Origin of the sequence: Amycolatopsis sp. NPDC051102, assembly GCF_040682815.1 — a bacterium.
Taxonomy (GTDB): domain Bacteria; phylum Actinomycetota; class Actinomycetes; order Mycobacteriales; family Pseudonocardiaceae; genus Amycolatopsis.
In genome coordinates this window covers 284,300-306,613 of record NZ_JBFBBT010000004.1, presented here as the reverse complement: position 1 = coordinate 306,613, position 22,314 = coordinate 284,300, and the positions used below count along the sequence as shown (strand labels likewise).

Here is a 22,314-nt window from a genome sequence, read left to right as displayed (position 1 = left end):
GTGACGACCACGGAACTCCCGAGAACAGCCCGGGTACGCGAGGCCGTCGACCGCCGGTTCGGCTTCCTCGACACCCTCGGCGACCAGATCCTCTTCTTCCTCCGCGCGATCGCGTGGACACCGCGCGCCCTGCGCCGCTACCTGCGCGAGGTCGTCCGCCTGCTGGCCGAGGTCAGCTTCGGCAGCGGCGCGCTGGCCGTCATCGGCGGCACGATCGGCGTGATGGTCGGCATGACCGTCGCCACCGGCACGGTCGTCGGCCTCCAGGGCTACTCCGCGCTGAACCAGGTCGGGACGTCGGCGTTCGCCGGGTTCGTCTCCGCCTACTTCAACACGCGCGAGATCGCGCCGCTCGTCTCCGGCCTCGCCCTGAGCGCCACCGTGGGCTGCGGCTTCACCGCGCAGCTCGGCGCGATGCGGATCTCCGAGGAGATCGACGCCCTCGAAGTCATGGGCATCCCCAGCGTCCCGTACCTGGTGACGACCCGGGTGATCGCCGGTTTCCTCGCCGTCATCCCGCTCTACGCGATCGGGCTGCTGTCGAGCTACCTCGCTTCGCGTGAGGTCACCGTGTTGTTCTTCGGCCAGTCCGCCGGCACCTACGACCACTACTTCCTGCTGTTCCTGCCCCCCGGCGACGTGCTGTGGTCGTTCGGGAAGGTCCTGGTCTTCAGCGTCGTCGTGGTCATGGCCCACTGCTACTACGGCTTCCGCGCGAGCGGCGGCCCGGCCGGTGTCGGCGTCGCGGTCGGCCGTGCGGTGCGCACCGCGATCGTCGCGATCAGCGTGCTCGACTTCTTCCTCTCCCTCGCGATCTGGGGCGCGACGACGACCGTGCAGGTGGCCGGATGAGACGCGACACCCGCCGCAAGGCCGGGATCCGCACCGCGGGCGTGCTGTTCCTCGTGGTGATGGGCGTGCTGGTGACGCTCTCGATCAAGGTGTACGACAAGGACTTCGTCACCACGGTCCCGGTGACGCTCAAGGCGAGCCGCATCGGCAATCAGCTCTCGCCGGGCGGCCAGGTCAAGGCGCGCGGCGTGCTCGTCGGCGAGATCCGCGAAGTCCGGGCGACACCGCAGGGCGCGGAGATAGCGCTTGCTCTGGAACCGGGCAAGGTGGACATGCTGCCGCGCAACGTCTCCGCGCTGCTGGTGCCGAAGACGCTGTTCGGCGAGCGGTACGTTCAGCTGTCCATCCCGGACGGCGTGCGCGCGCCGCACCTGGTCGCCGGCGACGTCATCGAGCAGGACCACTCGGCGAACGCGGTCGAGCTGGAACGGGTCTTCGACAACCTGCTGCCGGTGCTGCAGGCCGTCCAGCCGCAGAAGCTGGCGACGACGCTGACCGCGGTTTCGACGGCCCTGGAGGGACGCGGCGAGCAGCTCGGCAAGACGATCGGCACCGCCGCCGACTACCTGAAGGACTTCAACCCGGACCTCCCGCAGCTGACCGCGGACCTCCACGACCTCGCGACGGTCTCGAACCTCTACGGCGACATCGCGCCCGACCTGCTGGACGCGCTCACCGCTTCCGCCGTCACGCTCAACACGGTCAAGGAGAAGCAGGCCGACCTGGCCGGGGTGTACCAGCAGGTCACCTCGTCGTCCCAGGAGGTCGCCGCCTTCCTGGCGAACAACCGCGACAACCTCATCTCCCTGGCCGCCGACAGCCGCGCGCCGCTGGAGATCGCGGCGAAGTACTCCCCCAGCTTCGCCTGCACGATCGGCTCGCTCAACGCACTGAGGAAATCCATGGACAAGGTGCTCGGGGCGGGCACGGGCGAACCGGGCTTCCACGCCGAGATCGCGGTGACCGCCGACAGCGGCAAGTACCTGCCCGGCCGCGACGACCCGCGCTTCACCGGCGGCGGCGAGCCGCGCTGCTACCCCTCCGGCGTCGCCCCGACGATCGGCACCGCGGCGGCCGCCCCCGGCACCACCGGGCACCCGCTGCTGACCGGCGGCCAGGGCGACCTCGGCGTCGCGAACTCACCGCAGGAACAGCAGCTGCTGGCCACGCTCGTCGCGCCGTCGATCGGCGTGCCGACGGGTGAGGTCCCGGCCTGGAGCAGCGTGCTCGTCGGGCCGCTCTACCGCGGCACGGAGGTGACGCTCAAGTGAGGAACATCGCCTCCCCGCTGATCAAGAGCCTCATCTTCATCGCCGTCACCGCGCTCGCCACGACGCTGCTGGCCATCTCCATCACCAACTCCGGCGTCGGCTCGACCAGGAAGTACACGGCGAAGTTCCTCGACGCGACCGCGCTCAACGTCGGCGACGACGTGCGCATCTCCGGCGTCCGCGTCGGCCAGGTCGAGTCCCTCGAGATCGGCGACCGCAACCGCGCGGTGGTCGGGTTCTCCCTCGACCAGGGCCGCCGGCTGCCCGCCGACGTCCGGGCGGTCATCAAGTACCGCAACATGGTCGGGCAGCGGTACGTCGCCCTCGAGCGCGGGAACACCGCCACCCGGGAGCAGCTGCCCGAAGGCGCCGAGATCCCGCTGGACCGCACGACACCCGCGCTGGACCTCACCGACCTCTTCAACGGCTTCAAACCGCTGTTCCAGGCGCTGTCGCCGAACGACGTCAACGAGCTCTCCGGCGAGATCGTCCAGGTGCTGCAGGGTGAAGGCGGCACCGTCGAGAGCCTGCTCGCCCACACCGGTTCGCTGACCACCACCCTCGCCGGGCGCGACAAGGTGATCGGCGAGGTGATCGGGAACCTCAACGAGGTGCTCAAGACGGTCAACGGCAAGGGCGACGCGCTGGCGAACCTCGTCTCGACCCTGCGGCAGCTGGTGTCCGGCCTGGCCGGCGACCGCGCCGCGATCGGCGACGCCATCAGCGGGATCGGCGCGCTGACCGAGTCCACCGCCGGGCTGTTCGAGCAGGCCCGCCCGCCGCTGAAGGACAGCATCAGCGGGCTGAAGGAGGTCGCGGGCACCCTGGCCCAGAACCAGTCCGATGTGGACAGTTTCCTGACCAACCTGCCGGTGAAGTTCAACGAGATCGGCCGGACCGCCTCCTACGGCTCGTGGATGAACTTCTTCCTCTGCCGCGCCACGCTCGAAACCACGCCTCAGCGCGGCGTGTACGTCCCCACGCCGAGGTGCGAATCGTGAAGTCCTTCAAGGAGCGCAACCCGATCGTCCTCGGCGTGGCCGGCAGTCTCGCGCTGGCCGCGGTGCTGACCGTCACGCTCAACTACGACAACCTCCCGATCGTCGGCGCCGGGACCACCTACGAGGCCGAGTTCTCCGAAGCCGCCGGCCTGCAGCCGGACGACGAGGTGCGGGTCGCCGGCATCAAGGTCGGCGAGGTCCGCCAGGTGCAGCTGGCCGACGACCACGTGCTCGTCTCGTTCCGGGTCAAGAACGCCTGGATCGGCGACCGCACGTCCGCCGAAATCAAGATCAAGACGTTGCTGGGCCGCAAGTTCCTCTCGCTGAACCCCACCGGGGACGGCGTCCAGGACCCCGCCCGGCCCATCCCGCGGACCCGGACGGTCACGCCCTACGACGTCACCGACGCCTTCAACGGCCTCGCCGACACGGTGGGCGCGATCGACACCAAGCAGCTCGCGGACAGCTTCACCACGCTGTCGGACACCTTCCGCAACTCCCCCGAACACGTCCGCAGCGCGCTCGACGGGCTGTCCCAGCTGTCGAAGACGGTGTCGAGCCGCGACAGCCAGATCGCCGAGCTGCTGGCCAACGCGCGGAAGCTGACCACGACGCTGGCGAACTCGAACGACGACTTCGAGAAGCTCATCGGCGACGGCAACCTGCTGCTCACCGAGCTCAACCGGCGCCGCGACGCGATCCACGACCTGCTCACCGGCTCCGCGCGGCTGGCCGACCAGCTCAGCGGGCTGGTCAAGGACAACAGCGCCGAGCTCAAGCCGGCGCTGCAGGCGCTGAACCAGGTGACCGACCTGCTCAAGCGGCAGAACGACAACCTCACCAAGGGCCTGCAGCTGGCCGGGCCGTACTTCCGGGTGCTCACCGACACGACCGGCAACGGCCGCTGGATCGACGCCTACCTCTGCGGGCTGCTGCCCGAGAACCACGACCCCTGCACCCCGCCGAAGAACCCGGGAGGGGCCAAGTGAGCACGCTGACCAACACCCGCGCCGGCGTCCTGGCGACCCGTTTCGTCGCCGCCGCCCTGCTGCTCGCCCTCGTCGTGTCCGCGGCGATGTGGTGGATCTTCTCCGGCTCCGGCCAGCACCACGTCACGGCGTACTTCACGCGCGCGGTCGGCGTCTACCCCGGCTCGGACGTGCGCGTGCTCGGCGTCCGGATCGGCCAGGTCGACAAGGTCACCCCGCGCGGCGAGCAGGTGCAGGTCGACATGAGCGTCGACGGCTCGGTCGGGATCGCCGAGGACACCACGCTGCTGGTGATCGCGCCCAGCGTCGTCGCCGACCGCTACCTCCAGTTCGCCAAGCCGGCCCGCGGCGGGGCCCGGCTGCCGGACGGGGCGACGATCCCGGTCCAGCGGACGGCCACCCCGGTCGAGCTCGACCAGCTCTACGCCAGCCTGGACACGATTTCGAAGGCACTCGGCCCGAACGGCGCCAACTCCCAGGGCGCGCTGTCGGACCTGCTGAAGACCGGCGCGCAGAACCTGCAGGGCAACGGCCGGGCGTTCAACGACAGCGTCCGCAACTTCGCCCAGCTGGCCCGCACGCTGGCCGGCAACTCGACCGACCTGTTCGGCACCGTCGACCAGCTGCAGCAGTTCACCACCATGCTGGCCACCAACGACAGCCAGGTGAGCAACGTCAACCAGCAGCTGTCGCAGATCTCCGCCACCCTGGCCGCCGACAGCGGCGACCTGGCCCGGGCGCTCGACGGGCTCGGCCGCGCGCTCGGCGACGTCCAGGCGTTCATCCACGACAACCGCGGCGCGCTCAAGGCCAATGTGGACAACCTGGTGACGACCACGCGGACGCTCGTCGAGCAGCGCGAGTCGCTGGCGGGCACGCTCGACGCCGTCCCGCTCGCCGTGTCGAACGTGCTCAACGCGGTCGACCCGGCCACCGGGCGGCTGCGCGGGCGCGGCAACTTCGACTACTACCTCCAGCCGCTGCCGTTGCCGGTCACCGGTGACGTGTACACGAACGGGGGGCAGCGATGAAGCGCGTCCTCGCCGCCGTGGCCGTCGGGTGCCTGACCCTCGCGGGCTGCTCTTCGGGTGAGTTCAAGGGTGTCTACGACCTGCCGCTGCCCGGCGGCGCCGACCTCGGCGACCACCCGTATTCGGTGACCGTGCAGTTCGCCGACGTGCTCGACCTGGTGCCGCAGGCCGCGGTGAAGGTCGGTGACGTCCCGGTGGGCCGGGTCCGCGAGGTCCGGCTGGGCGGCGACGGCTGGACGGCCGAAACGGTCCTGGAGGTCAACGGCGACGTCGTGCTGCCTGCCAACGCCGTCGCGCGGCTGCGGCAGTCCAGCCTGCTCGGCGAGAAGTTCGTCGAGCTGGCCCCGCCGGACGGCGACCCGAAGCCCGCGGGAACCGGGCGGCTGGCCAACGGCGCGACGATCACGCTGGACCGGACCAACCGCAACCCCGAGTTCGAAGAGATCTTCGGTGCCCTTTCGCTGCTGCTCAACGGCGGCGGGATCGGGCAGCTGCAGACGATCAACCGCGAGCTGTCGAAGGTGATGGACGGCAACGAAGCGCAGATCCGGTCGTTCCTGTCCGGGGTGGACACCCTGATGACCGACCTGGACGCCCACCGCTCCGACATCACCGAAGCGCTCGACGGGCTGAACCGGCTGTCGGCGACGCTCGAGCACCGCCACGAGCAGGTGTCCGGCGCGCTGACCGACCTGACGCCGGGGCTGCAGGCGCTGAGCGACCAGCGCACGCAGCTGGTGTCGATGCTGCAGGCGCTGGACCGGCTCTCGACGGTGGCGACCGACGTCGTCGACCGCAGCCGCGACGACATGGTCGCCGACCTGCGCGCCCTCGCCCCGATCCTGGGGCAGCTGGCCGCGGCCGGGCAGAACCTGCCGCAGTCGCTGCAGATGCTGCCGACGTTCCCGTTCCCGGACTCGGTGCTCGCCGCGGTGAAGGGCGACTACATCAACGCCTACGCCTCGATGATCCCGGCGCCCGGGGTGCCCCTGCCCCCGCCCGGCCAGGGTGTCCCGCCCGGCCTGCCGACGCTCCCGCTGCCGAGCAGCGGGACCCGGGTCTCCTCCGGAGGCAGCTGATGCTGAGCCGCAGAGTACGCGTCCAGGTCGTCTTGTTCGTCGTGATCGCGCTGGCCACGACGGCGTTCGTCGGCGCGAACTACGCCGGGCTGGGCCGGCTGTTCGGCTCCGGCAGCTACACGGTGAAACTCGAGCTCGCCGAAGGCGGCGGGCTGTTCACCAACGGCGAGGTGACCTACCGCGGCGTCGCCGTCGGCCGGGTCGGCGAGCTGCGGCTCACCGTCACCGGCATGGAGGCCGACCTGCTGATCGACGACGGCGCCCCGCCGATCCCGGCCGACTCGCGGGCCGTGGTGGCGAACCGCTCGGCCGTCGGCGAGCAGTACGTCGACCTGCAGCCGCGCACGGCGAACGCGCCCTACCTCGACGGCAGTTCGGTCATCCGCCGCGAGTCGACGACGCTGCCGCTGCCGGTGAACAGCCTGCTGACGGACCTGGACTCGTTCACCGCGTCGGTGCCGACCCAGGACCTGCGCACGGTGGTGAACGAGCTCGACGACGCCCTGCGCGGCGCGGGCCCGGACCTGCAGACGCTGATGGACTCGGCGACGACGTTCACCCAGGAGGCGAGCAACCACCTGCCGCAGACGTCGAAGCTCATCGGCGACGGCGCGACGGTGCTGCGCACCCAGGTGGATTCGGCGGCGGAGTGGCGTTCGTTCAGCAGCAACGCCCGCGTCTTCGCCCAGCAGCTGGCGAACTCGGACGGCGACCTGCGGCGGCTGATCGCGAGCGCACCGCCGGCGGCGTCCGAGCTGAGCGGGCTGCTGAAGGAGAACGACCCGGGCCTGCCGATCCTGCTGGCCAACCTGCTGACGACGTCCCGGGTGTTCGCCACCCGCACGGCGGCGGAGCAGCAGTTCCTGGCCGACACCCCGAAGGCGGTGGCGGCGGTGGGCTCGGCGCTGAACGACTCCGGCGACGCGCTGCGGATGGGCCTGGTGCTGAACTTCAACAGCCCGCCGCCGTGCCTGCAGGGCTACGAGCAGACGCCGCACCGGCCGAGCACGGACCTGTCGCCGTTGCCGCTGAACACCGACGCGGCCTGCACCCTGCCGTACGGGAACGAGAGTTCGGTGCGCGGCACGCAGAACGCGCCGCACCCGCCGGTCCCGGCGCCGGCCCTGCCGGGCGGCCTGACGGGCCCGCTCGGCCTCGGCACCCAGGCGACGGCGACGAGCCTGGAGGAGATGCTGTGGCTGCGGTGAAGGTCGTCCCGGTGGTGCTGGCCGCGTCGGCGGCGGTGTTCGCGGGCTGGTCGGGGTATTCGTGGTACTCGGCGGCCCACGCGCCGTCGGTGACGTACGGGGTGGCCCGCGACGAGGCGTTGGCGACCGGCCGCACGCTGGTGGCGGAGCTGAACACGCTGGACTACCACGACGTGAACGGCGGCCTGGGCAAGTGGCTGTCGGCCTCCACGGGCCCCCTGCACGACCAGCTGGCCCGCACGGACGAGACGACGAAGAAGACGCTAACGGCGAACGCGACGGTGGCCACGGGCCGCGTGGTGGACGCGGCGCTGAGCGAACTGGACGAACACGCTGGCACGGCGAAGCTGCTGGCCTCGGTGGAGATCACGATGGCCAAGCAGGGAACGGCCCCGGCGGTCAAGCGCAACCGCTTCGCGGCGGCGCTGAGCCGGACACCGGACGGGTGGAAGCTGAGCGCACTGGACCAGCTGCCGGTGGGTGCCCGATGAGCCGGGCGAAGACGGCCGAGTTCCCGGCGGAAGGGACGGCAGGGGCCGGGAACGACGCCGTTAACGCGAACACGGAGGCTGGGGCGGTTGGCCCGGCCGGTGCCGGGAGCGGGTTCGGCACCCGGGCAGGCGGCGCCGACGAGCCTACCGCCGAGGCCGGCGCCGCCGGGCCGACCGACGTCGCCCCCGCAGCCGCCGAAGGCGAGACCGAGCAGGCCGAAGCCGGCGCCACCGAAACAGCGGCGGCTGCAGCCGCCGCTGAGAGCGGGGCCGCCACCAGCGAGCCGGCCGCCGAGGCCGGCGGCGCAGCCGGCCCGGCCGGTGCCGGGAGCGCACCTGCCACCGCCGAACAAGCCGCCGAGGCCGAGACCGAGCAGACCGAAGCTGAAGCCGAGCAGGCCGAGCAGAACGAAGCCACTGCCGAAGGCGAAGCAGAGTCCACCCCCGCCAAACCCCGCCCAGCCTGGCGCCGCCTGCCTGCCCTTCTCCTCGCCGCCGCGCTCGTCCTCACCGGTGCCGGTGTCTGGTTCACCCTCGAAGCCCGCTCCGCCGCCTCCACCCCCGCCGCCGCCAACCTCGCTCTCACCGATGTCGGTGCCACCGCCGATGTCACCTCGGCCGTCAGCCTGGCCGTGAACCGGATCTTCTCCTATTCCTACGACCGGACCGACGTCACCGAAAAGGCCGCCGCCGCCGTGCTGCGCGGGGCGGCCAAGGATTCCTACGACAAGCTCTTCGCCGAAGTCAGGCGGAAGGCGCCGGAACAGAAACTCGTGCTCACGTCGCGCGTTTCGGCCATCGCCGTTCAGGAACTCGAAAATGGTCACGCGCGGTTACTCGTCTTTCTCGATCAATCAGCCGTCCGGGCCGACAACAATGCGACCGACAGCGCCGCGGCGCAGCTTTCCGTGACCGCGGAGCACACCCGGGACGGCTGGGTCATCACCCAGCTCGACCCCCGCTGAAACAACCGCGCACTTCACCGTTTCCGGGAGCACCCGGAAGCGATCGGGAAACGCAAAAGGAGGACAACCATGTCCGTGGCAACGCAGCTGAGGAGACTGGCCGTGCTCACGTCGGCGGCGGCCGTCGTGCTGGGCGGGGTCGCCGTGACGCCGGCCTCGGCCGACGTCATCGAAATCCCGGTGTCGTACGGCGTGAACGGCACCACGACGGTGAAGAAGACCGGCAGCACCATGAAGCTCGGCCCCGGTACCCTCCAGGGCAACCTGATCATCGACGACCAGACCGGCTCGGTCGGGCTCAGCGCGAACCTGTCGCTGCCGGCCTCGCAGGCCGACATCTCGCTGGTCTCCGGCCTGTTCCGGATCAAGGCCAAGGTCAAGGTGATCCCGCTCGGACCGGCCACCGGCACGATCGCCGACGGCACGCTGACCACGCACGCCAAGGCGAACATGGAGATCTCCGACATCTGGGTCGGGCTGCTCGTGCCGGTCATCCCGCTGCCGACCGTGCCCAAGGCCTGCCGGACGAAGACGCCGGTCGACCTGAACCTGGTCGCGCCGAACATCGACATCACCTCGCCGACCATCACCATCGGCGCCACGTACACGATTCCGGAGTTCACCGACTGCTTCATCGCCGACCTCGCGCTCGGCGCCCTGGTTTCCGGGCCGGGCAACACGATTTCGCTCGACCTGACCGCACCCCAGAGCTGACGCGCACCGGGTGGCGGGCACCCGCCCGCCACCCGGCCGCCCGGGAAGATCAGCAGGCCGCGCCCGGGTTTTCCTTCAGCACGAAGCTGTCGTTGTCGCCGGCGGAGACGGCGAACACCGGCCCGCACGTCACCGGCTCCGACTCGGTGACGAAGTCCGAGCCCCACGCGATGATGTCGCCGTTGGTCTTGAAGGCCAGGTTGTGGTTGAACCCGGCGTCGATGCCGGCGACGTCGGACAATGCCGCGTCCGGGACGTCGATCTGCTTGTAGTTGTCCCGGCCCCACGCGTAGACGCGGCCGTCCTTGAGCGCCAGGCTGTGGCTGAACCCGGCGGAGATCGCGGTGACGCCGGAGGACAGTCCGGCCGGGACGGTCGCCTGGCCGTAGGCGTTGTTGCCCCAGGCCAGCACCCCGCCGTTCTTCAGGACGAGGTTGTGGTCGCCCCCGGCGGAAATCGCGGTCACCCCGGACTGGGCGGCCGCCGGCACGTCGGTCCGCGTGCCCCAGCTCACCACCTGGCCGCCCTGTTTCAGGGCCAGGCTGTGCATGTTGGACGTCGAGATCGCGATGACGCCGCTGCTCACCGAAGCCGGCAGGGTGGTCTGGCCGTACCAGTTGTTGCCCCAGGCCAGCACCTTCCCGTTCTTGAGGGCGAGTTCGTGCCCCCAGCCGGAGGAGATCTGGCTGACGCCGGACTGCGCGTCGGCGGGAACCACGTTGGCGCCCCAGTTGTTCGCACCCCAGGCGAAGACCGCGCCGCTCTGCAGGGCCAGCACGGTCGTGCTGCCCGCCGACACGGCGGAGACCCCGGACAGCACGTTCGGCGGCGGAACCGTGATGCCGTAGTCCTGCTTGCCCCACGCGATCACGCCACCGGTGGTGACCGCGGACGCCGGCGATGCGCACAACGACAGGGCGACCGCCGCCGACACCGTCAATACGGCTCCCTTGAACGAGACCCGTTCACAACGTGAAGTAAGTGGCACGGTAGCCTCCTTTCTCGCGTTTCGTTCTCCGCGATTGCTTCGGCAAGATCGTGAATGGTAGACCGTTCCCGGAGCCGTTCCGCCGCGCGGTGGTTCTTTGTCAAAATCCGATGAAACCACCGCCGGTCCTGCGCGCGGGCGGACAAGAATTCGAAGCCCTCCCGGGGCGGCAGACTGCCGATGCCGCAAACTCTTGTTCCGTACTGAACTCGCGAGTAGCCTCATTCCCGGCAGATGGACCTCCACCTCGCACGTCGGTGAATTCACGTCCCGCCGCTCGGGGCAATGGGGGCGGGCGAACGTGATGGGAGACCAGCGACGGCGAGCAATCGATCAGCCAAAGCCGAGACTGTACTGAATCAAAGGAGATGGGTATGTCCCGACTCAGCAGGCTGTCCGCCGGAATCGCGACCACCGCTACCGCCATCGGCGCCATCGCGGTGCTGACCGCGGGCACCGCGGCCGCCGCCACGGTCACCTACACCGCCGGCGGAACCACCCCCCTGACCTACACCTGCACCTTCCCCGGCATCACGCCGCAGCCGGTGCTCGTCACAGCGCACCTCGACGCGCCGGACGTCGTCGCCACCAGCAGCGTCACCACGCCGACCAACGTGGGCGGCTCCGCGACGATCAGCGCCGGTGTGCACGCGCTGCTCACCGCGGTCGGCTACGACGGCATCCGCGGCACCGCCTCGGTGCCGGTGACGGCGGCGTCGGGCACCCTGTCGCAGCCGGCGGCCACCGGCCTCGACATCCCGCAGACGATCTACCCGGCGGGCGGCCCGATCACGGTGAACATCTCGCAGGTCGCCACCTCGTCGATCCCGACCTACACCGCGCCGGCGACGACGGGCACCGACACGCTGTCGATGGGCACCACGGTCACCGCGGCCCTGGAGTTCCACAAGAAGGCCACCAACACCTGGACGGCCTGGTCGATGAGCTGCACCCTGAAGGTCACCAACCCGGCGCAGAACGCCGCGTTCAGCCCGAGCATCACCATCTCCTGACCCGGTTCCCGGTGCGGGCCTCCTCGCGGGAGGCCCGCACCGGGTTTCCGGTCTCCGCACCACCCAACGCACCCAGGGAAACCGATGCCACGTCGAGTCCGGCCCCGCTCCGTCACGGTGACCGCGCTGGCGGCCGCCGGCCTGCTGTCCGCGGCGAACGGCGCGCTGACCGGGGTCGGTTCGGCCGCGCCCGGCCCGGCGGTCCCGCCCGACTCGCAGGCGACGGCGTCGGTTTCGGTGCACTGCCCGTTCGCCGGCCCGCTCGGCCCGCGCGCGCTCACCGTCGAAACGGCGGCGACGCTGCCCGCGCAGGCGAAGACCGGGACGTCGGCGACGATCGGCGCCTTCTCCGTGAAGCTCGGCCTCCCCCGCGACGTCGCCCTGTCGCTCCTGCCGGCCGGCGCCACCACCGGTTCGCTGCGCGGCGCGGTGCAGCTGGACCTCACCGTGCAGCAGGACGACCGCTCGGACAAGGTTCCCGTTTCCCTCGTCGTGGCTCCGACGCCGCTGCCGGAGACCGGCGACGTCGTCCTCACCGCCACCGGCACCGTGCCGGACATCGCGATCAACACCATCGGCGCGGTCACCGTGACGGTGGCCGCGCCGGCCCTGACGCTCGAAGCCGTTCCTGCCGCCGACGCGCCCGCGGCCACCACGGCGCCGCCGAAGGTCGCGTGCACCCTCGACGAAGGTCAGCAGGGCACGCTGGGCAAGATCCTCGTGCTGCCGAAGGTGACGCCGGGCACCGAGCCGAAGAAGAAGGCGGCCGCGCCCGGCGAGGTGACAACGCAGGACGAGCCGCCCGCCAACGTGTACACCCAGCCGCTGGGCCTGGTCAGCATCCTCACGAAGTCGACGGTCAAGAAGCTGGGCGCGACGGTCGTCGCCAACCCGTCCCTGCTGGTCAACGGGTTCATCAACGTGAACCTGGACACCGGCGACTCGTGGGTCACCGGCTCGACCGCGTTCAGCCCGGTCACCACGGCGTTCCTCGGCTTCGGGTTCGTGCCGGTGAGCGCGACGGTCGAGTTCCTGCCGCTGGAGTACCAGACCGAGCGGATGATCGAGTTCTCCGGCAACCTGTACACCGACCCGGTCACCCAGCTCCCGTCCCTGCACGCGGACATGCGGGTGATGGCCCGGATGAGCCACGCGGAGATCAACGGCGTCCCGCTCGACCTCGGCCCCGACTGCGTGACGAAGGACCCGGTGCACCTCGTCCTGGACGGCCCGTACGAAGCGTTCGGCATCGGCCACGTGAGCACCGAACCGAACGGCGGGTTCACGCTGCCGGGCTTCAAGGGCTGCAACGCCGGCGGACAGGACCTGAACCCGCTGCTCGGCGGCATGAGCTCGGGCCCGGGCAACCAGGCCTACGTCGACACCTACAACCTGGTCGGCTGCACCACACCCGACCCCGCCGACTGCGAGCCCGGCTCCAACCCGCCGGCGCCGGGTTCCCAGAGCGCGGCCGCGAAGAAGGCGGTCGCGAAACCGAGGTAGGACCGGATCGAGGGGGAACGATGAGGATCGCACCAGCTGTCGCCGCGGCGCTGCTCGTCACGGGCGCGGCGGCCGGAACGGCACAGGCGGCGACGGCCTTCCAGGCCGGTCCGGTCGGCTACGCCTGCCAGTTCCCCGACGACTCGCCGCAGACGGTGACCTTGACGGCCGGGTTCACCGGTCCGGACACCGTGGCTCCCGGGGCGGGGTTCCGGCTCTCGGACGTTTCGGGCAGCGTCACGCTGTCCGCGGCCGCGTCGGCGTGGCTCACCAGCCGGGGGCACGACGGCCTCCTGGGCGGACGGGTCGCGGTTTTCGCCGAAGCGGCGAACGCACCCCGGTCGTACACCACCGCCGCGACGAACCAGCCGGCGACGTGGGGTCCCGGCCCGGTCGTGGTCCAGTTCGCCGGCGGGCAGGAGGGGCACACCGCCGGCTCGTCGGGAACGATCACGTTCACCGCGGGTCAGCTCGTCCTGCTGCTGTCGCTGCACCGGACGGACGGCACGCCCTCGTTCTACTCGGTGCTCTGCCGCCCGCAGGACGGCCAGGACACCGCGTTCAGCCCGAACCTGCCGATCGGCTGAGCCGACCGGCCACGGTCACGAAGCCGGAGCAAACCGGAAAGAGGGGGAAAACGATGAGGATCGGAACAGCAGTCGCGGCGGCAATGCTCGTCACGGGCGCCACCGCGGGAACGGCGGCCGCGGCGCCGGTGACACCGCAGACCGGCACGGTGACCTACTCCTGCACGTTCCCCGGCGTCGCTCCGACCAGCTCGACCTTCGCCGGCTCGTTCACGACCGAGGACACGGTGGCGCCGGGCAGCTCCTTCACCCTCGCCGGCGTGCACCTGGACCACGTCATGTCCCCGGCGGTCCGCTCCCTCTTCACGGCCGCCGGCTACGACGCGGTCCAGGGTTCGTTCAGCGCCACGATCACCGCGGCGAACGCGACGCCTGCCACCGCGACCATCTCGGGCAGCTTCCCCGAGCAGCCGGTCCCCACCCTCGGCGGGCTCACCTTCGCGGAGGACGCCGGGGACCTGACCTTCACCGCCGGCGCGACGGGCCCGGCCGGCTTCGCGCTGGGGGTGCAGGTCGTCGAAAGCCTGCAGTGGCGCCGGAAGTCGACGGGAACGTGGACCGCCTGGTCGTCGACGTGCACGGTGAAGTTCGCCGACCCGGCGCAGGACCGTGCCTTCCACCCGGACATCGCGATCGGCTGAGCAGCACCGCCGCTACTGCGACGTCCACTGTGGACGCGAGCCACCGGACCGCGGTGACGGCAGCAGGTCGCTGACCGGGTACCGCAGCGGCAGCGGGGTCGCGCCGGCCCGGAGCGCCAGCTCCATCTCGAACCGCGCCGACGGGTCGCGCAGGCTCTCGCCGAACGTCGCCTGGAGCTGGCGCATGCGGTAGCGGACCGTCTGCGGGTGGACGCCGAGGCGTTCGGCGATCTCCACGACGTTGCCCTGGCTGTCCAGCCAGGCCCGCAACGTCTCCAGCAGCCGTTCCTGCTGCTTGCCCGTCATGTCGGCCAGCGGGGCGAACAGGCGGTGCCGCAGGGTGCCGACCAGGCCGGTGTCGCTGTTCACCAGCAGGGTCGCCAGGTGCTCCTCTGCGCGCAGCACCGGGCGAGGCGTCAGCACGCCGCGCTCGGCCAGCTGGAGCGCGTTCCTGGCCCAGCGCAACGAATCCGCGACCGAGGCGAGCGGGACGCACGGGCCGATCGACAGGCGGCAGTCCGGCAGGGCCACCTGCAGTGCCGCCAGGCGGGCGCTGCTCAGCTCGCCGGGAACGACCAGTTTCGGGTCCGGTGTGTCGAGCTCGGCGAGGACGTCCGCGTCCAGGCCCGCGTGGCGGCGGGCCGGGGCGACGCCGCCGGCCGGGCAGACCGCCACCGGTGTCGCGTCCGACGGGACCGGCCAGCCGATCAGCTGCGCCAGCTCGGCAATCGCTTTCGGGGACGCGGGCGGCGCCTCCAGGATCAGGTGCAGCAGCTTGCGGCGCCAGGTGTCCAGCGCTCCCGCCGTGCGCGCCTTCGCCTCCAGGTAGCCGTCGAGGGCGACCGAGGCCAGCTCGTCCATGAACGCCAGCATCGCGTCGGCCAGCTGCGACATCACCGCCGAGGAAAGCCCGCTCCGCCGCCCGACGCGCATGATCCGCCGCCACGACACGCGCGCGCCGACGCGGTAGGCCGACTGCAGGGTGTCGAGGCTGCGGCCTTCGCGCATTTCGTTCTGCCCCAGGCGGTGGTGCACCTCGTGGGACTGTTCCTTCGACACCGTCGGATCGGCGATCTGCGCGACGAACAACGTGATCGCGTACTCGACGCCGGCCCGGATCGACTTGCCGTAGGGCCCGTCGAGCGGGCGGGCGTAGGCCGGGATGGTCGCCCGGATTTCTTCGACGATTTCGGCGGCGAGGCTGGCCAGTTCCGGGCGCAGGATGTCGGCGAGCTTGCGGGGCAGTGCGGCCGGCGGCGGCGCAGGGTGCTCGAATCCGCGCTCCACCGACATCGCAGCTCCTTCGCTCCGCCCCGGGAATCCGGTCGCGGAGCAGCCGCGACCGGGCACCCCGCGCCTGTTGCGGGGTGACAACGAGCACATCGAAAAACTAACGCCAAACGTGTCACGTCCGTGAAAGAAAACCGATTTCTTGTCACCGGGATGACAAATTCGACGGGCAGGGCTGCCATCGGCTGACAAGCGTCCCGCCGAGTGCACGGGCGGATGCGTGCGAACGGACGAACCCGTAACGAGCGCCCCGCGCTGCGGTTGCGGCGGCATCTTGTATCGTGTGGTTGATACAAGCGTCGGGAGGTACCGCATGCCGTGGGACAACGTGCTCGGGGTCGCGCTCATCATGGGCCTGTTCGGGCTGGCGATCCTGATCGTGCTCTGGCCGGGGAAGAAGCACGGTAAGCGCTTGCTGACCCGCTGGGGCGTGCCGGACCCGGACGACGGCGAGGTGGCGCTCGCCGTCCGGTACCTCAAGCGGCGGCGGCTCTGGTACCCGTGGCTGTTCCTCGGGATCCCGCCGCTGCTCGACGACGGCGGAGCGGGCACGATCGTCGTCACGCTGCTGCTGGGCGGGCTGATCGCCGAGCTGCTGGCGCAGCGCCCGGCCCGCGGCCCGCGGCGGGAAGCCGTGCTGGCCCCGCGGACACTGCTGGGGATCGTCCCGGTGTGGGTGCTGGTCCTCGGCGGGCTGGCGGCCGCGGGGGCGCTGGTGCACCTGGGGCTGACGGCCCAGTGGAAACTGCTGGCGGTGGCGGCCGGCACGGTGGTGGTCAGCGCGGCGATCACGCTGCTCGCGGTGCGCCGCCCGGCGGTCGGCGACCCGCGGGCGGACCTGGCGTTGCGCTGCCGCAGCGCCCGGGTGGCGATCGGGCTGGGCATCGGCGCGTGCGCGGCGATCGGCTGGCCGGCCGGGAACTTCGGGTCGTTCCTGGTCGTCGTGGCCGGCCTGGCGGCGTTCCTGGCGGTCACGGCCCCGGTGAAACGGCTGCCGGCTGCCGCGTGAAGATCGTCGTCGACACCGAGAACGGGCTGGCGCCCTGGCGGCAGGTGCACGACCAGGTGGTCCGCGCGGTGACGACGGGCGCGCTGCCGGAGGGGACCCGGCTGCCCCCGATCCGCCAGCTGGCGCGGGACCTGGGTCTGGCGTCGGGCACGGTGGCACGGGCCTACCGCGAGCTGGAGGCGGCGGGCTGGGTGGCGACGGCCCGCGCGCGCGGCACGGTGGTGACGATCCCGGCCGGCCGCCCGGACCGCGAGGCGCTGCTGGCGGCGGCCGCCGCCGCGTTCGCCGCCCAGGCCCGCGACCTCGGCGCGGACCTCGACACCGCCCTCGACGCGGTCCGCGCCGCCTACAAGGGATAGCGAGTCAGTGCTGGCTTTTTCCACGGCGGCGCCACGCTGAAACCGCGCCGGTGGCCGTCGAGCCGCCGGCCAGCAAGCCGGCTGCTGCAACTGGCGAAATCATAGCCAGTGCTACTACGGCACCGGCCACGATGGCCAAGCCCAGTAACGCCCACCGGACCAGCCGGATCGCGTTGCGGGTGCGGGTGTCGTTGTCGAGCAGGTAGCCGACGACACCGTGGGGATGCGGAGGTTCACCGGGCAGGTGCACCGGCGCTTTGGCCATCAGTAGTACCTCCACCACGTCAGAGACCCCGGTTTCTTCGAAGCACGACGCAGCCGCCAGACACCGCGCAGGGTGCTCAGCGCCAGACGTACCTGAGCCCACCGGCCATCCCCTCGGCCGGCCATCACCTGCAGATTGGCCCGGAACTCGTCGGCGTATCCATCACGTTCGCCCCGGGGCAGCAGAGCGACCGCCCAGCTGGTCAACCGCCACGACATCGCACACGCCGGCGTCGCAGGCGGCATCAGCCCGAGATTGGCAATACAGATGACGCAGAGCTCCGGGTCGCCTCGCCGGTCGGCCAAAATGGAAATACCACAGCGCGGGCACTCGACTATCTCCGCCCGGATTGCGGGCAAACCGGGCACTCTGTCGTCAGTCATCACGGGCACCCCGAAGCAGGCAGTTCACACCCATCACGCACCGCCTTGCAGGCCGGGCCGCAATCGCCCGAGCGCCTGCGCGGATGCTTGGGCACGATGCACTGCCGCCTTCACCTCGCTGAGACTGTTGGGCTCGAGCCGGTAGTAGCGGCGACGCGGACGCCCCAGCTCGCTCGGATCGATGTCCTCCAGCTCATAGGCCAGCCAGCCCACTTTCTCCAAACGCGCCAGGATCGGGTAGATCGTCCCGCTGGGCAAACCCGTCTCGGCACACAACTCCAAGCCGTACATGCGTCGCGCGGGATCCGCCAGCAAGGCCAGCAAGACCAGCTGGGTGGACAGCGTCATCCTGGGCGGAGCCATAGTTGCACTCTACAAAGGGGGCTATGTAGAGAACAAGTCCGCTGAACGGCGCCGGATTGCTACTGCGATCGGAGCAGCCGGCCCACCGCGGACAGGAGGGGCTCCAGGACCTCGACCTCGCGCGGTGTCCCCACGCACTCCGTGATCCCCGCGCCCACGACCTCGAACCGCGCCAGCGCGTCCAGCTCGGCCACCAGCCGCGAGATCGTCCACCCACCCGGCTCCGGGTAGTTCAGCCCCGGGAACTCCGCCGGATCCAGCACATCCAGGTCCACGTGCACGTACAGCTGTTCCACACCGGCCAGTGCGTCCACGGAAGTCACCACCAGCCCCCGCGAAACCGCCGCCTCTTCTTCCGGGTCGAACACGCGCGTCCCGGCGAGGGCCACCCGGCCGGGTTCCAACGCCGGCGCGGCCGCGAAGTCCGGGTCGCCTTCGCCGAACAGCGACCGCAGCACCATCCCGTGGAACGCCCCCGAGGGCGACGACTCCGCCGTGTTCAGGTCCGGGTGGGCGTCGAACCACACGACGCCCAGCCCGGGCCCGTGCCGGAACCGCGCGACCCCGATCGGGACCAGCTCGACCCCGCAGTCGCCGCCGATCGTCAGCACCGGGCCGCCGGGGGCCTCCAGTGCGGCCAGCTGGGCCGCGCGGTTCGGGCCGGTCAGCACGGCCCGCGACGCGACGCCCGCGTCCACTTCGGACACCGCGCGCGTCTGCCGGACGTGGTGGACGGGCCGACCGAGCACGTGCCCGGCCAGCTCCGCCAGCGCCAGGCAGCCGTCCGGGAGTTCCGCCGCGCGCGGCCCCACCGCGCCCTGCCGCTGCGGTACCGCGTTGATCAGCATCCGCCGAGCGTATCGCGGTCGTGAGTGGTAAAGCGCGTTCTAACGCGCCTTACCACTCACGAGGGCTCACTCGAGGACCAGCAGAAGGTCACCGCCTTCGACCTGCTGCACCGCCGTGATCGCCCGCCTGGCCACCTTGCCGCCGGCCGACGCCGTGATCGACGCCTCCATCTTCATCGCCTCGATCGTGGCGACCGTCGCCCCGGCCTCGACCGTGTCGCCCTCGGCGACCTGCAGCGTCACCACGCCCGCGAACGGCGCCGCGATCTGCTTCGGGTTGCCCTTCTCGGCCTTCTCCGTCGCCGGGATGTCCGAAGCGATCGACTTGTCGCGGATCTGGATCGGCCGCAGCTGGCCGTTCAGCGTCGACATCACCGTGCGGACGCCGCGCTCGTCGGCCTCGCCGATGGCCTCCAGCTCGATGAGCAGCCGGACACCCGGCTCGAGGTCGACCGAGTACTCCTCGCCCGGCCGCAGCCCGTAGAAGAAGTCCTTGCTGGGCAGGACCGACGTGTCGCCGTAGGCCTCGCGGTGCGCCTCGAACTCCTTCGTCGGGCCGGGGAACAGCAGCCGGTTGAGCGTCCGCCGGGGGTGCTCGGCCAGCGCCGTACGGTCCTCTTCGGACAGTTCGGCGACCGGCTTCGCGGCGGCCCGGCCCTCCAGGGCCTTGGTGCGGAACGGCTCCGGCCAGCCGCCCGGCGGGTCGCCGAGCTCGCCGCGCAGGAAGCCGATCACCGAGTCGGGGATGTCGAACTTGTTCGGCTCGGCCTCGAAGTCGGCCGGCGAGACGCCCGCGCCGACCAGGTGCAGCGCGAGGTCGCCGACGACCTTGGACGACGGCGTCACCTTCACCAGGTGGCCGAGGATCTTGTCGGCGGCGGCGTACATGGCCTCGATGTCCTCGAACCGGTCGCCCAGGCCCAGCGCGATGGCCTGCGTGCGCAGGTTCGACAGCTGGCCGCCGGGGATCTCGTGGTCGTAGACGCGCCCGGTCGGCGACGCGAGCCCGGCCTCGAAGGGCGCGTAGATCTTGCGCACGCTCTCCCAGTACGGCTCCAGGTCACCGATCGCCCGCAGGTCCAGACCGGTGGTCCGGGCGGAGTGGTCGGTGGCCGCCACGATCGAGGACAGCGACGGCTGCGACGTCGTGCCCGCCATCGACGACACCGCGCCGTCGACGGCGTCCGCGCCCGCGTTGATCGCCGCGAGGTAGGTGGCCAGCTGGCCGCCCGCGGTGTCGTGGGTGTGGATGTGCACCGGCAGGTCGAACTCCTTGCGCAGCGCGGTGACCAGCTTGGTCGCCGCGGGCGCGCGCAGCAGCCCGGCCATGTCCTTGATCGCCAGGACGTGCGCCCCGGCGCCGACGATCTGCTCGGCCAGCTTGAGGTAGTAGTCGAGCGTGTAGAGCTTCTCGCCCGGGTCCGACAGGTCCGAGGTGTAGCAGAGCGCCACCTCGGCGACGGCGGAGCCGGTCTCGCGCACGGCTTCGATGGCCGGGCGCATCTGCTCGACGTCGTTGAGCGCGTCGAAGATCCGGAAGATGTCGATGCCGGTCTTGGTCGCCTCTCGGACGAAGGCGTTCGTCACCTCGGTCGGGTACGGCGTGTACCCGACGGTGTTGCGCCCGCGCAGCAGCATCTGCAGGCAGATGTTCGGCACGGCCTCGCGCAGCGCGGCGAGCCGCTCCCACGGGTCCTCGGCGAGGAACCGCAGTGCGACGTCGTAGGTCGCGCCGCCCCAGCACTCCAGCGACAGCAGCTCGGGCAGCGTGTTCGCGACGACCGGCGCCACCGCGAGGAGGTCCTTGGTGCGGACGCGGGTGGCGAGCAGCGACTGGTGCGCGTCGCGGAACGTCGTGTCGGTGACGCCGATGTGCGGCGACTCCCGCAGCCAGCGCGCGAACCCGGCCGGGCCGAGCTCGGCGAGCTTCTGCTTCGACCCCGGCGCCGGCTGGGCGTCCTTCGCGAGCTTCGGCAGCTTGAGCGTGGCGTCCGGCGTCTTCGGGCGCTCGCCGTTCGGCTTGTTGACCGTCTGGTCGGCGAGGTAGGTCAGCAGCCGCGTGCCGCGGTCGGCGGACTGCCGCGCGGTGAGCAGCTGCGGGCGCTGCTCGATGAACGACGTCGTGACGCGCCCGGCGCGGAAGTCGGGGTCGTCGAGGACGGCCTGCAGGAACGGGATGTTCGTGGCGACGCCGCGGATCCGGAACTCGGCGACGGCGCGGCGGGCGCGCCCGACGGCGGTCTTGAAGTCCCGGCCGCGGCAGGTGAGCTTCACCAGCAGCGAGTCGAAGTGGGCGCTGATCTCGGTGCCGGAGAAGGCGGTGCCGCCGTCGAGCCGGATGCCGGAGCCGCCCGGCGAGCGGTAGGCGGAGATCATCCCGGTGTCCGGGCGGAAGCCGTTGGCCGGGTCCTCGGTGGTGATCCGGCACTGCAGTGCGGCGCCGCGCAGGTAGATCTTGTCCTGGCTCAGGCCGAGGTCGGCGAGGGTCTCGCCGGAGGCGATCCGCAGCTGCGACTGCACGAGGTCGACGTCGGTCACCTCCTCGGTGACCGTGTGCTCGACCTGGATCCGCGGGTTCATCTCGATGAAGACGTGCGTACCCTGCTTGTCGAGCAGGAACTCGACGGTGCCGGCGTTGCGGTAGCCGATCTGCCGCGCGAACTTGACCGCGTCCGCGCAGATGCGGTCGCGCAGCTCGGGGTCGAGGTTCGGCGCCGGGGCGAGCTCGATGACCTTCTGGTGGCGCCGCTGCACGGAGCAGTCGCGCTCGTAGAGGTGGATGACGTTGCCTTCGCCGTCGGCGAGGATCTGCACCTCGATGTGCCGCGGCTCGACGACGGCCTTCTCCAGGAAGACGGTCGGGTCGCCGAAGGCGGACTCGGCCTCGCGCGCGGCGGCCTCGATGGACTCGCGCAGCAGGGCGGGGTCCTCGACCCGGCGCATGCCGCGCCCGCCACCACCGGCGACCGCCTTGACGAAGACCGGGAAGCCCAGCTCTTCGGCCGCGGCGACGAGCGTGTCGACGTCGCTGGAGGGTTCGGACGATCCGAGCACCGGCACGCCGGCCTCGCGCGCGGCCTTGACCGCGCGGGCCTTGTTACCGGTGAGTTCGAGGATGTCCGCGCTCGGCCCGACGAAGGTGATGCCCGCTTCTTCGCACGCGCGCGCGAGGTCGGGGTTCTCCGAGAGGAAGCCGTAACCGGGGTAGACGGCGTCGGCCCCCGCCTTCTTCGCCGCGGCGACGATCTCGTCGACCGAGAGGTACGCGCGTACGGGGTGACCGGGTTCGCCGATCTCGTACGCCTCGTCGGCCTTCAGCCGGTGCAGGGAGTTGCGGTCTTCGTGCGGAAACACGGCGACCGTCCCCGCACCGAGTTCGTAGCCGGCGCGGAACGCCCGGATCGCGATCTCCCCGCGGTTGGCCACCAGAACCTTGCGGAACATGCCCGGTCCTTCCCTCTTGG

23 protein-coding genes are annotated in these 22,314 nt (G+C 71.2%); 16 read left to right on the top strand and 7 right to left on the bottom strand.

The genetic code is table 11. From position 1 onward, the window contains the following. From AB0M93_RS15825 to AB0M93_RS15780, 10 genes are all read left to right on the top strand, one after another. Entirely contained in the window at positions 1–852 is an 852-nt protein-coding gene (locus AB0M93_RS15825) for an ABC transporter permease (protein ID WP_364273647.1), read from the top strand. Continuing rightward, complete coding sequence (locus tag AB0M93_RS15820) at positions 849–2,123, top strand: MCE family protein (protein ID WP_364273644.1); 1,275 nt, start codon at positions 849–851, stop codon at positions 2,121–2,123. The genes AB0M93_RS15825 and AB0M93_RS15820 overlap by 4 nt, the downstream gene beginning before the upstream one ends. Beyond that, on the top strand, positions 2,120–3,124 hold the full coding sequence (locus tag AB0M93_RS15815; RefSeq protein WP_364273641.1) for an MCE family protein: 1,005 nt from the start codon (positions 2,120–2,122) through the stop codon (positions 3,122–3,124). The genes AB0M93_RS15820 and AB0M93_RS15815 overlap by 4 nt, the downstream gene beginning before the upstream one ends. Then, positions 3,121–4,113 (top strand): MCE family protein, encoded by a 993-nt coding sequence (locus tag AB0M93_RS15810; RefSeq protein ID WP_364273639.1) that lies wholly within the window; start codon positions 3,121–3,123, stop codon positions 4,111–4,113. Before AB0M93_RS15815 ends, AB0M93_RS15810 begins: the two co-directional genes overlap by 4 nt. Next, entirely contained in the window at positions 4,110–5,144 is a 1,035-nt protein-coding gene (locus tag AB0M93_RS15805; RefSeq protein WP_364273637.1) for an MCE family protein, read from the top strand. The genes AB0M93_RS15810 and AB0M93_RS15805 overlap by 4 nt, the downstream gene beginning before the upstream one ends. After that, positions 5,141–6,223 (top strand): MCE family protein, encoded by a 1,083-nt coding sequence (locus AB0M93_RS15800; protein WP_364273634.1) that lies wholly within the window; start codon positions 5,141–5,143, stop codon positions 6,221–6,223. The genes AB0M93_RS15805 and AB0M93_RS15800 overlap by 4 nt, the downstream gene beginning before the upstream one ends. Next, entirely contained in the window at positions 6,223–7,431 is a 1,209-nt protein-coding gene (locus AB0M93_RS15795; RefSeq protein ID WP_364273631.1) for an MlaD family protein, read from the top strand. The genes AB0M93_RS15800 and AB0M93_RS15795 overlap by 1 nt, the downstream gene beginning before the upstream one ends. Beyond that, positions 7,419–7,922 carry a hypothetical protein gene (locus AB0M93_RS15790; protein WP_364273628.1) on the top strand — a complete coding sequence of 168 codons (504 nt, stop codon included), beginning with the start codon at positions 7,419–7,421 and terminating at the stop codon, positions 7,920–7,922. Before AB0M93_RS15795 ends, AB0M93_RS15790 begins: the two co-directional genes overlap by 13 nt. Continuing rightward, on the top strand, positions 7,919–8,887 hold the full coding sequence (locus AB0M93_RS15785; RefSeq protein WP_364273625.1) for a hypothetical protein: 969 nt from the start codon (positions 7,919–7,921) through the stop codon (positions 8,885–8,887). Before AB0M93_RS15790 ends, AB0M93_RS15785 begins: the two co-directional genes overlap by 4 nt. Before the next feature lie 69 nt (positions 8,888–8,956). Further along, positions 8,957–9,601: a hypothetical protein gene (locus AB0M93_RS15780; protein ID WP_364273622.1), complete on the top strand. Its 645-nt coding sequence runs from the start codon at positions 8,957–8,959 to the stop codon at positions 9,599–9,601. A 49-nt stretch (positions 9,602–9,650) separates the two neighbouring features. Here AB0M93_RS15780 and AB0M93_RS15775 read toward each other — a convergent pair whose 3' ends face one another. Further along, the gene (locus tag AB0M93_RS15775; RefSeq protein WP_364273619.1) at positions 9,651–10,541 is read right to left on the bottom strand and encodes a hypothetical protein; all 891 of its coding nucleotides are present in this window, start codon (positions 10,539–10,541) and stop codon (positions 9,651–9,653) included. 422 nt (positions 10,542–10,963) lie between these two features. Between AB0M93_RS15775 and AB0M93_RS15770 the strand changes: the two genes are divergently transcribed. The 4 genes from AB0M93_RS15770 to AB0M93_RS15755 all read left to right on the top strand — a co-directional run bounded on the left by AB0M93_RS15770 (position 10,964) and on the right by AB0M93_RS15755 (position 14,333). After that, a complete protein-coding gene (locus AB0M93_RS15770; protein WP_364273616.1) occupies positions 10,964–11,602 on the top strand; it encodes a DUF6801 domain-containing protein in 639 nt (212 codons plus the stop codon). Between the two features lie 84 nt (positions 11,603–11,686). Continuing rightward, positions 11,687–13,105 (top strand): DUF6801 domain-containing protein, encoded by a 1,419-nt coding sequence (locus tag AB0M93_RS15765; protein ID WP_364273614.1) that lies wholly within the window; start codon positions 11,687–11,689, stop codon positions 13,103–13,105. A 20-nt stretch (positions 13,106–13,125) separates the two neighbouring features. Beyond that, positions 13,126–13,692, top strand: a complete 567-nt coding sequence (locus tag AB0M93_RS15760) for a DUF6801 domain-containing protein (RefSeq protein ID WP_364273611.1) — start codon at positions 13,126–13,128, stop codon at positions 13,690–13,692. A 53-nt stretch (positions 13,693–13,745) separates the two neighbouring features. After that, a complete protein-coding gene (locus AB0M93_RS15755; protein WP_364273608.1) occupies positions 13,746–14,333 on the top strand; it encodes a DUF6801 domain-containing protein in 588 nt (195 codons plus the stop codon). A gap of 12 nt (positions 14,334–14,345) precedes the next feature. Here the strand turns inward: AB0M93_RS15755 and AB0M93_RS15750 are convergent, their stop codons facing one another. Next, positions 14,346–15,626: a helix-turn-helix domain-containing protein gene (locus AB0M93_RS15750; RefSeq protein ID WP_364273605.1), complete on the bottom strand. Its 1,281-nt coding sequence runs from the start codon at positions 15,624–15,626 to the stop codon at positions 14,346–14,348. A 310-nt stretch (positions 15,627–15,936) separates the two neighbouring features. On the opposite strand from AB0M93_RS15750, the gene AB0M93_RS15745 reads away from it, so the two are divergent. Further along, a complete protein-coding gene (locus AB0M93_RS15745) occupies positions 15,937–16,632 on the top strand; it encodes a hypothetical protein (protein ID WP_364273602.1) in 696 nt (231 codons plus the stop codon). Beyond that, on the top strand, positions 16,629–16,991 hold the full coding sequence (locus AB0M93_RS15740; RefSeq protein ID WP_364273599.1) for a GntR family transcriptional regulator: 363 nt from the start codon (positions 16,629–16,631) through the stop codon (positions 16,989–16,991). The genes AB0M93_RS15745 and AB0M93_RS15740 overlap by 4 nt, the downstream gene beginning before the upstream one ends. 4 nt (positions 16,992–16,995) lie before the next feature. Here the strand turns inward: AB0M93_RS15740 and AB0M93_RS15735 are convergent, their stop codons facing one another. The 5 genes from AB0M93_RS15735 to AB0M93_RS15715 form a co-directional block, all read right to left on the bottom strand. Beyond that, positions 16,996–17,256 (bottom strand): hypothetical protein, encoded by a 261-nt coding sequence (locus AB0M93_RS15735; RefSeq protein ID WP_364273596.1) that lies wholly within the window; start codon positions 17,254–17,256, stop codon positions 16,996–16,998. Continuing rightward, positions 17,256–17,639, bottom strand: a complete 384-nt coding sequence (locus tag AB0M93_RS15730; RefSeq protein ID WP_364273593.1) for a hypothetical protein — start codon at positions 17,637–17,639, stop codon at positions 17,256–17,258. The genes AB0M93_RS15735 and AB0M93_RS15730 overlap by 1 nt, the downstream gene beginning before the upstream one ends. A gap of 33 nt (positions 17,640–17,672) precedes the next feature. Then, positions 17,673–17,987 carry a helix-turn-helix transcriptional regulator gene (locus tag AB0M93_RS15725; protein WP_364273591.1) on the bottom strand — a complete coding sequence of 105 codons (315 nt, stop codon included), beginning with the start codon at positions 17,985–17,987 and terminating at the stop codon, positions 17,673–17,675. A gap of 74 nt (positions 17,988–18,061) precedes the next feature. Then, on the bottom strand, positions 18,062–18,850 hold the full coding sequence (locus AB0M93_RS15720; protein WP_364273588.1) for an arginase family protein: 789 nt from the start codon (positions 18,848–18,850) through the stop codon (positions 18,062–18,064). A gap of 66 nt (positions 18,851–18,916) precedes the next feature. Continuing rightward, on the bottom strand, positions 18,917–22,294 hold the full coding sequence (locus tag AB0M93_RS15715; protein ID WP_364273585.1) for a pyruvate carboxylase: 3,378 nt from the start codon (positions 22,292–22,294) through the stop codon (positions 18,917–18,919). Between the last annotated feature and the right edge of the window lie 20 nt (positions 22,295–22,314).

Coding starts and splice junctions, on each gene's coding strand:
- AB0M93_RS15820 (WP_364273644.1), top strand. CDS start 849: ATGAGACGCGACACCCGCCGCAAGGCCGGGATCCGCACCGCGGGCGTG.
- AB0M93_RS15735 (WP_364273596.1), bottom strand. CDS start 17,256: ATGGCCAAAGCGCCGGTGCACCTGCCCGGTGAACCTCCGCATCCCCAC.
- AB0M93_RS15745 (WP_364273602.1), top strand. CDS start 15,937: ATGCCGTGGGACAACGTGCTCGGGGTCGCGCTCATCATGGGCCTGTTC.
- AB0M93_RS15725 (WP_364273591.1), bottom strand. CDS start 17,987: ATGACGCTGTCCACCCAGCTGGTCTTGCTGGCCTTGCTGGCGGATCCC.
- AB0M93_RS15730 (WP_364273593.1), bottom strand. CDS start 17,639: ATGACTGACGACAGAGTGCCCGGTTTGCCCGCAATCCGGGCGGAGATA.
- AB0M93_RS15795 (WP_364273631.1), top strand. CDS start 6,223: ATGCTGAGCCGCAGAGTACGCGTCCAGGTCGTCTTGTTCGTCGTGATC.
- AB0M93_RS15760 (WP_364273611.1), top strand. CDS start 13,126: ATGAGGATCGCACCAGCTGTCGCCGCGGCGCTGCTCGTCACGGGCGCG.
- AB0M93_RS15755 (WP_364273608.1), top strand. CDS start 13,746: ATGAGGATCGGAACAGCAGTCGCGGCGGCAATGCTCGTCACGGGCGCC.
- AB0M93_RS15785 (WP_364273625.1), top strand. CDS start 7,919: ATGAGCCGGGCGAAGACGGCCGAGTTCCCGGCGGAAGGGACGGCAGGG.
- AB0M93_RS15715 (WP_364273585.1), bottom strand. CDS start 22,294: ATGTTCCGCAAGGTTCTGGTGGCCAACCGCGGGGAGATCGCGATCCGG.
- AB0M93_RS15800 (WP_364273634.1), top strand. CDS start 5,141: ATGAAGCGCGTCCTCGCCGCCGTGGCCGTCGGGTGCCTGACCCTCGCG.
- AB0M93_RS15780 (WP_364273622.1), top strand. CDS start 8,957: ATGTCCGTGGCAACGCAGCTGAGGAGACTGGCCGTGCTCACGTCGGCG.
- AB0M93_RS15720 (WP_364273588.1), bottom strand. CDS start 18,850: ATGCTGATCAACGCGGTACCGCAGCGGCAGGGCGCGGTGGGGCCGCGC.
- AB0M93_RS15770 (WP_364273616.1), top strand. CDS start 10,964: ATGTCCCGACTCAGCAGGCTGTCCGCCGGAATCGCGACCACCGCTACC.
- AB0M93_RS15750 (WP_364273605.1), bottom strand. CDS start 15,626: ATGTCGGTGGAGCGCGGATTCGAGCACCCTGCGCCGCCGCCGGCCGCA.
- AB0M93_RS15765 (WP_364273614.1), top strand. CDS start 11,687: ATGCCACGTCGAGTCCGGCCCCGCTCCGTCACGGTGACCGCGCTGGCG.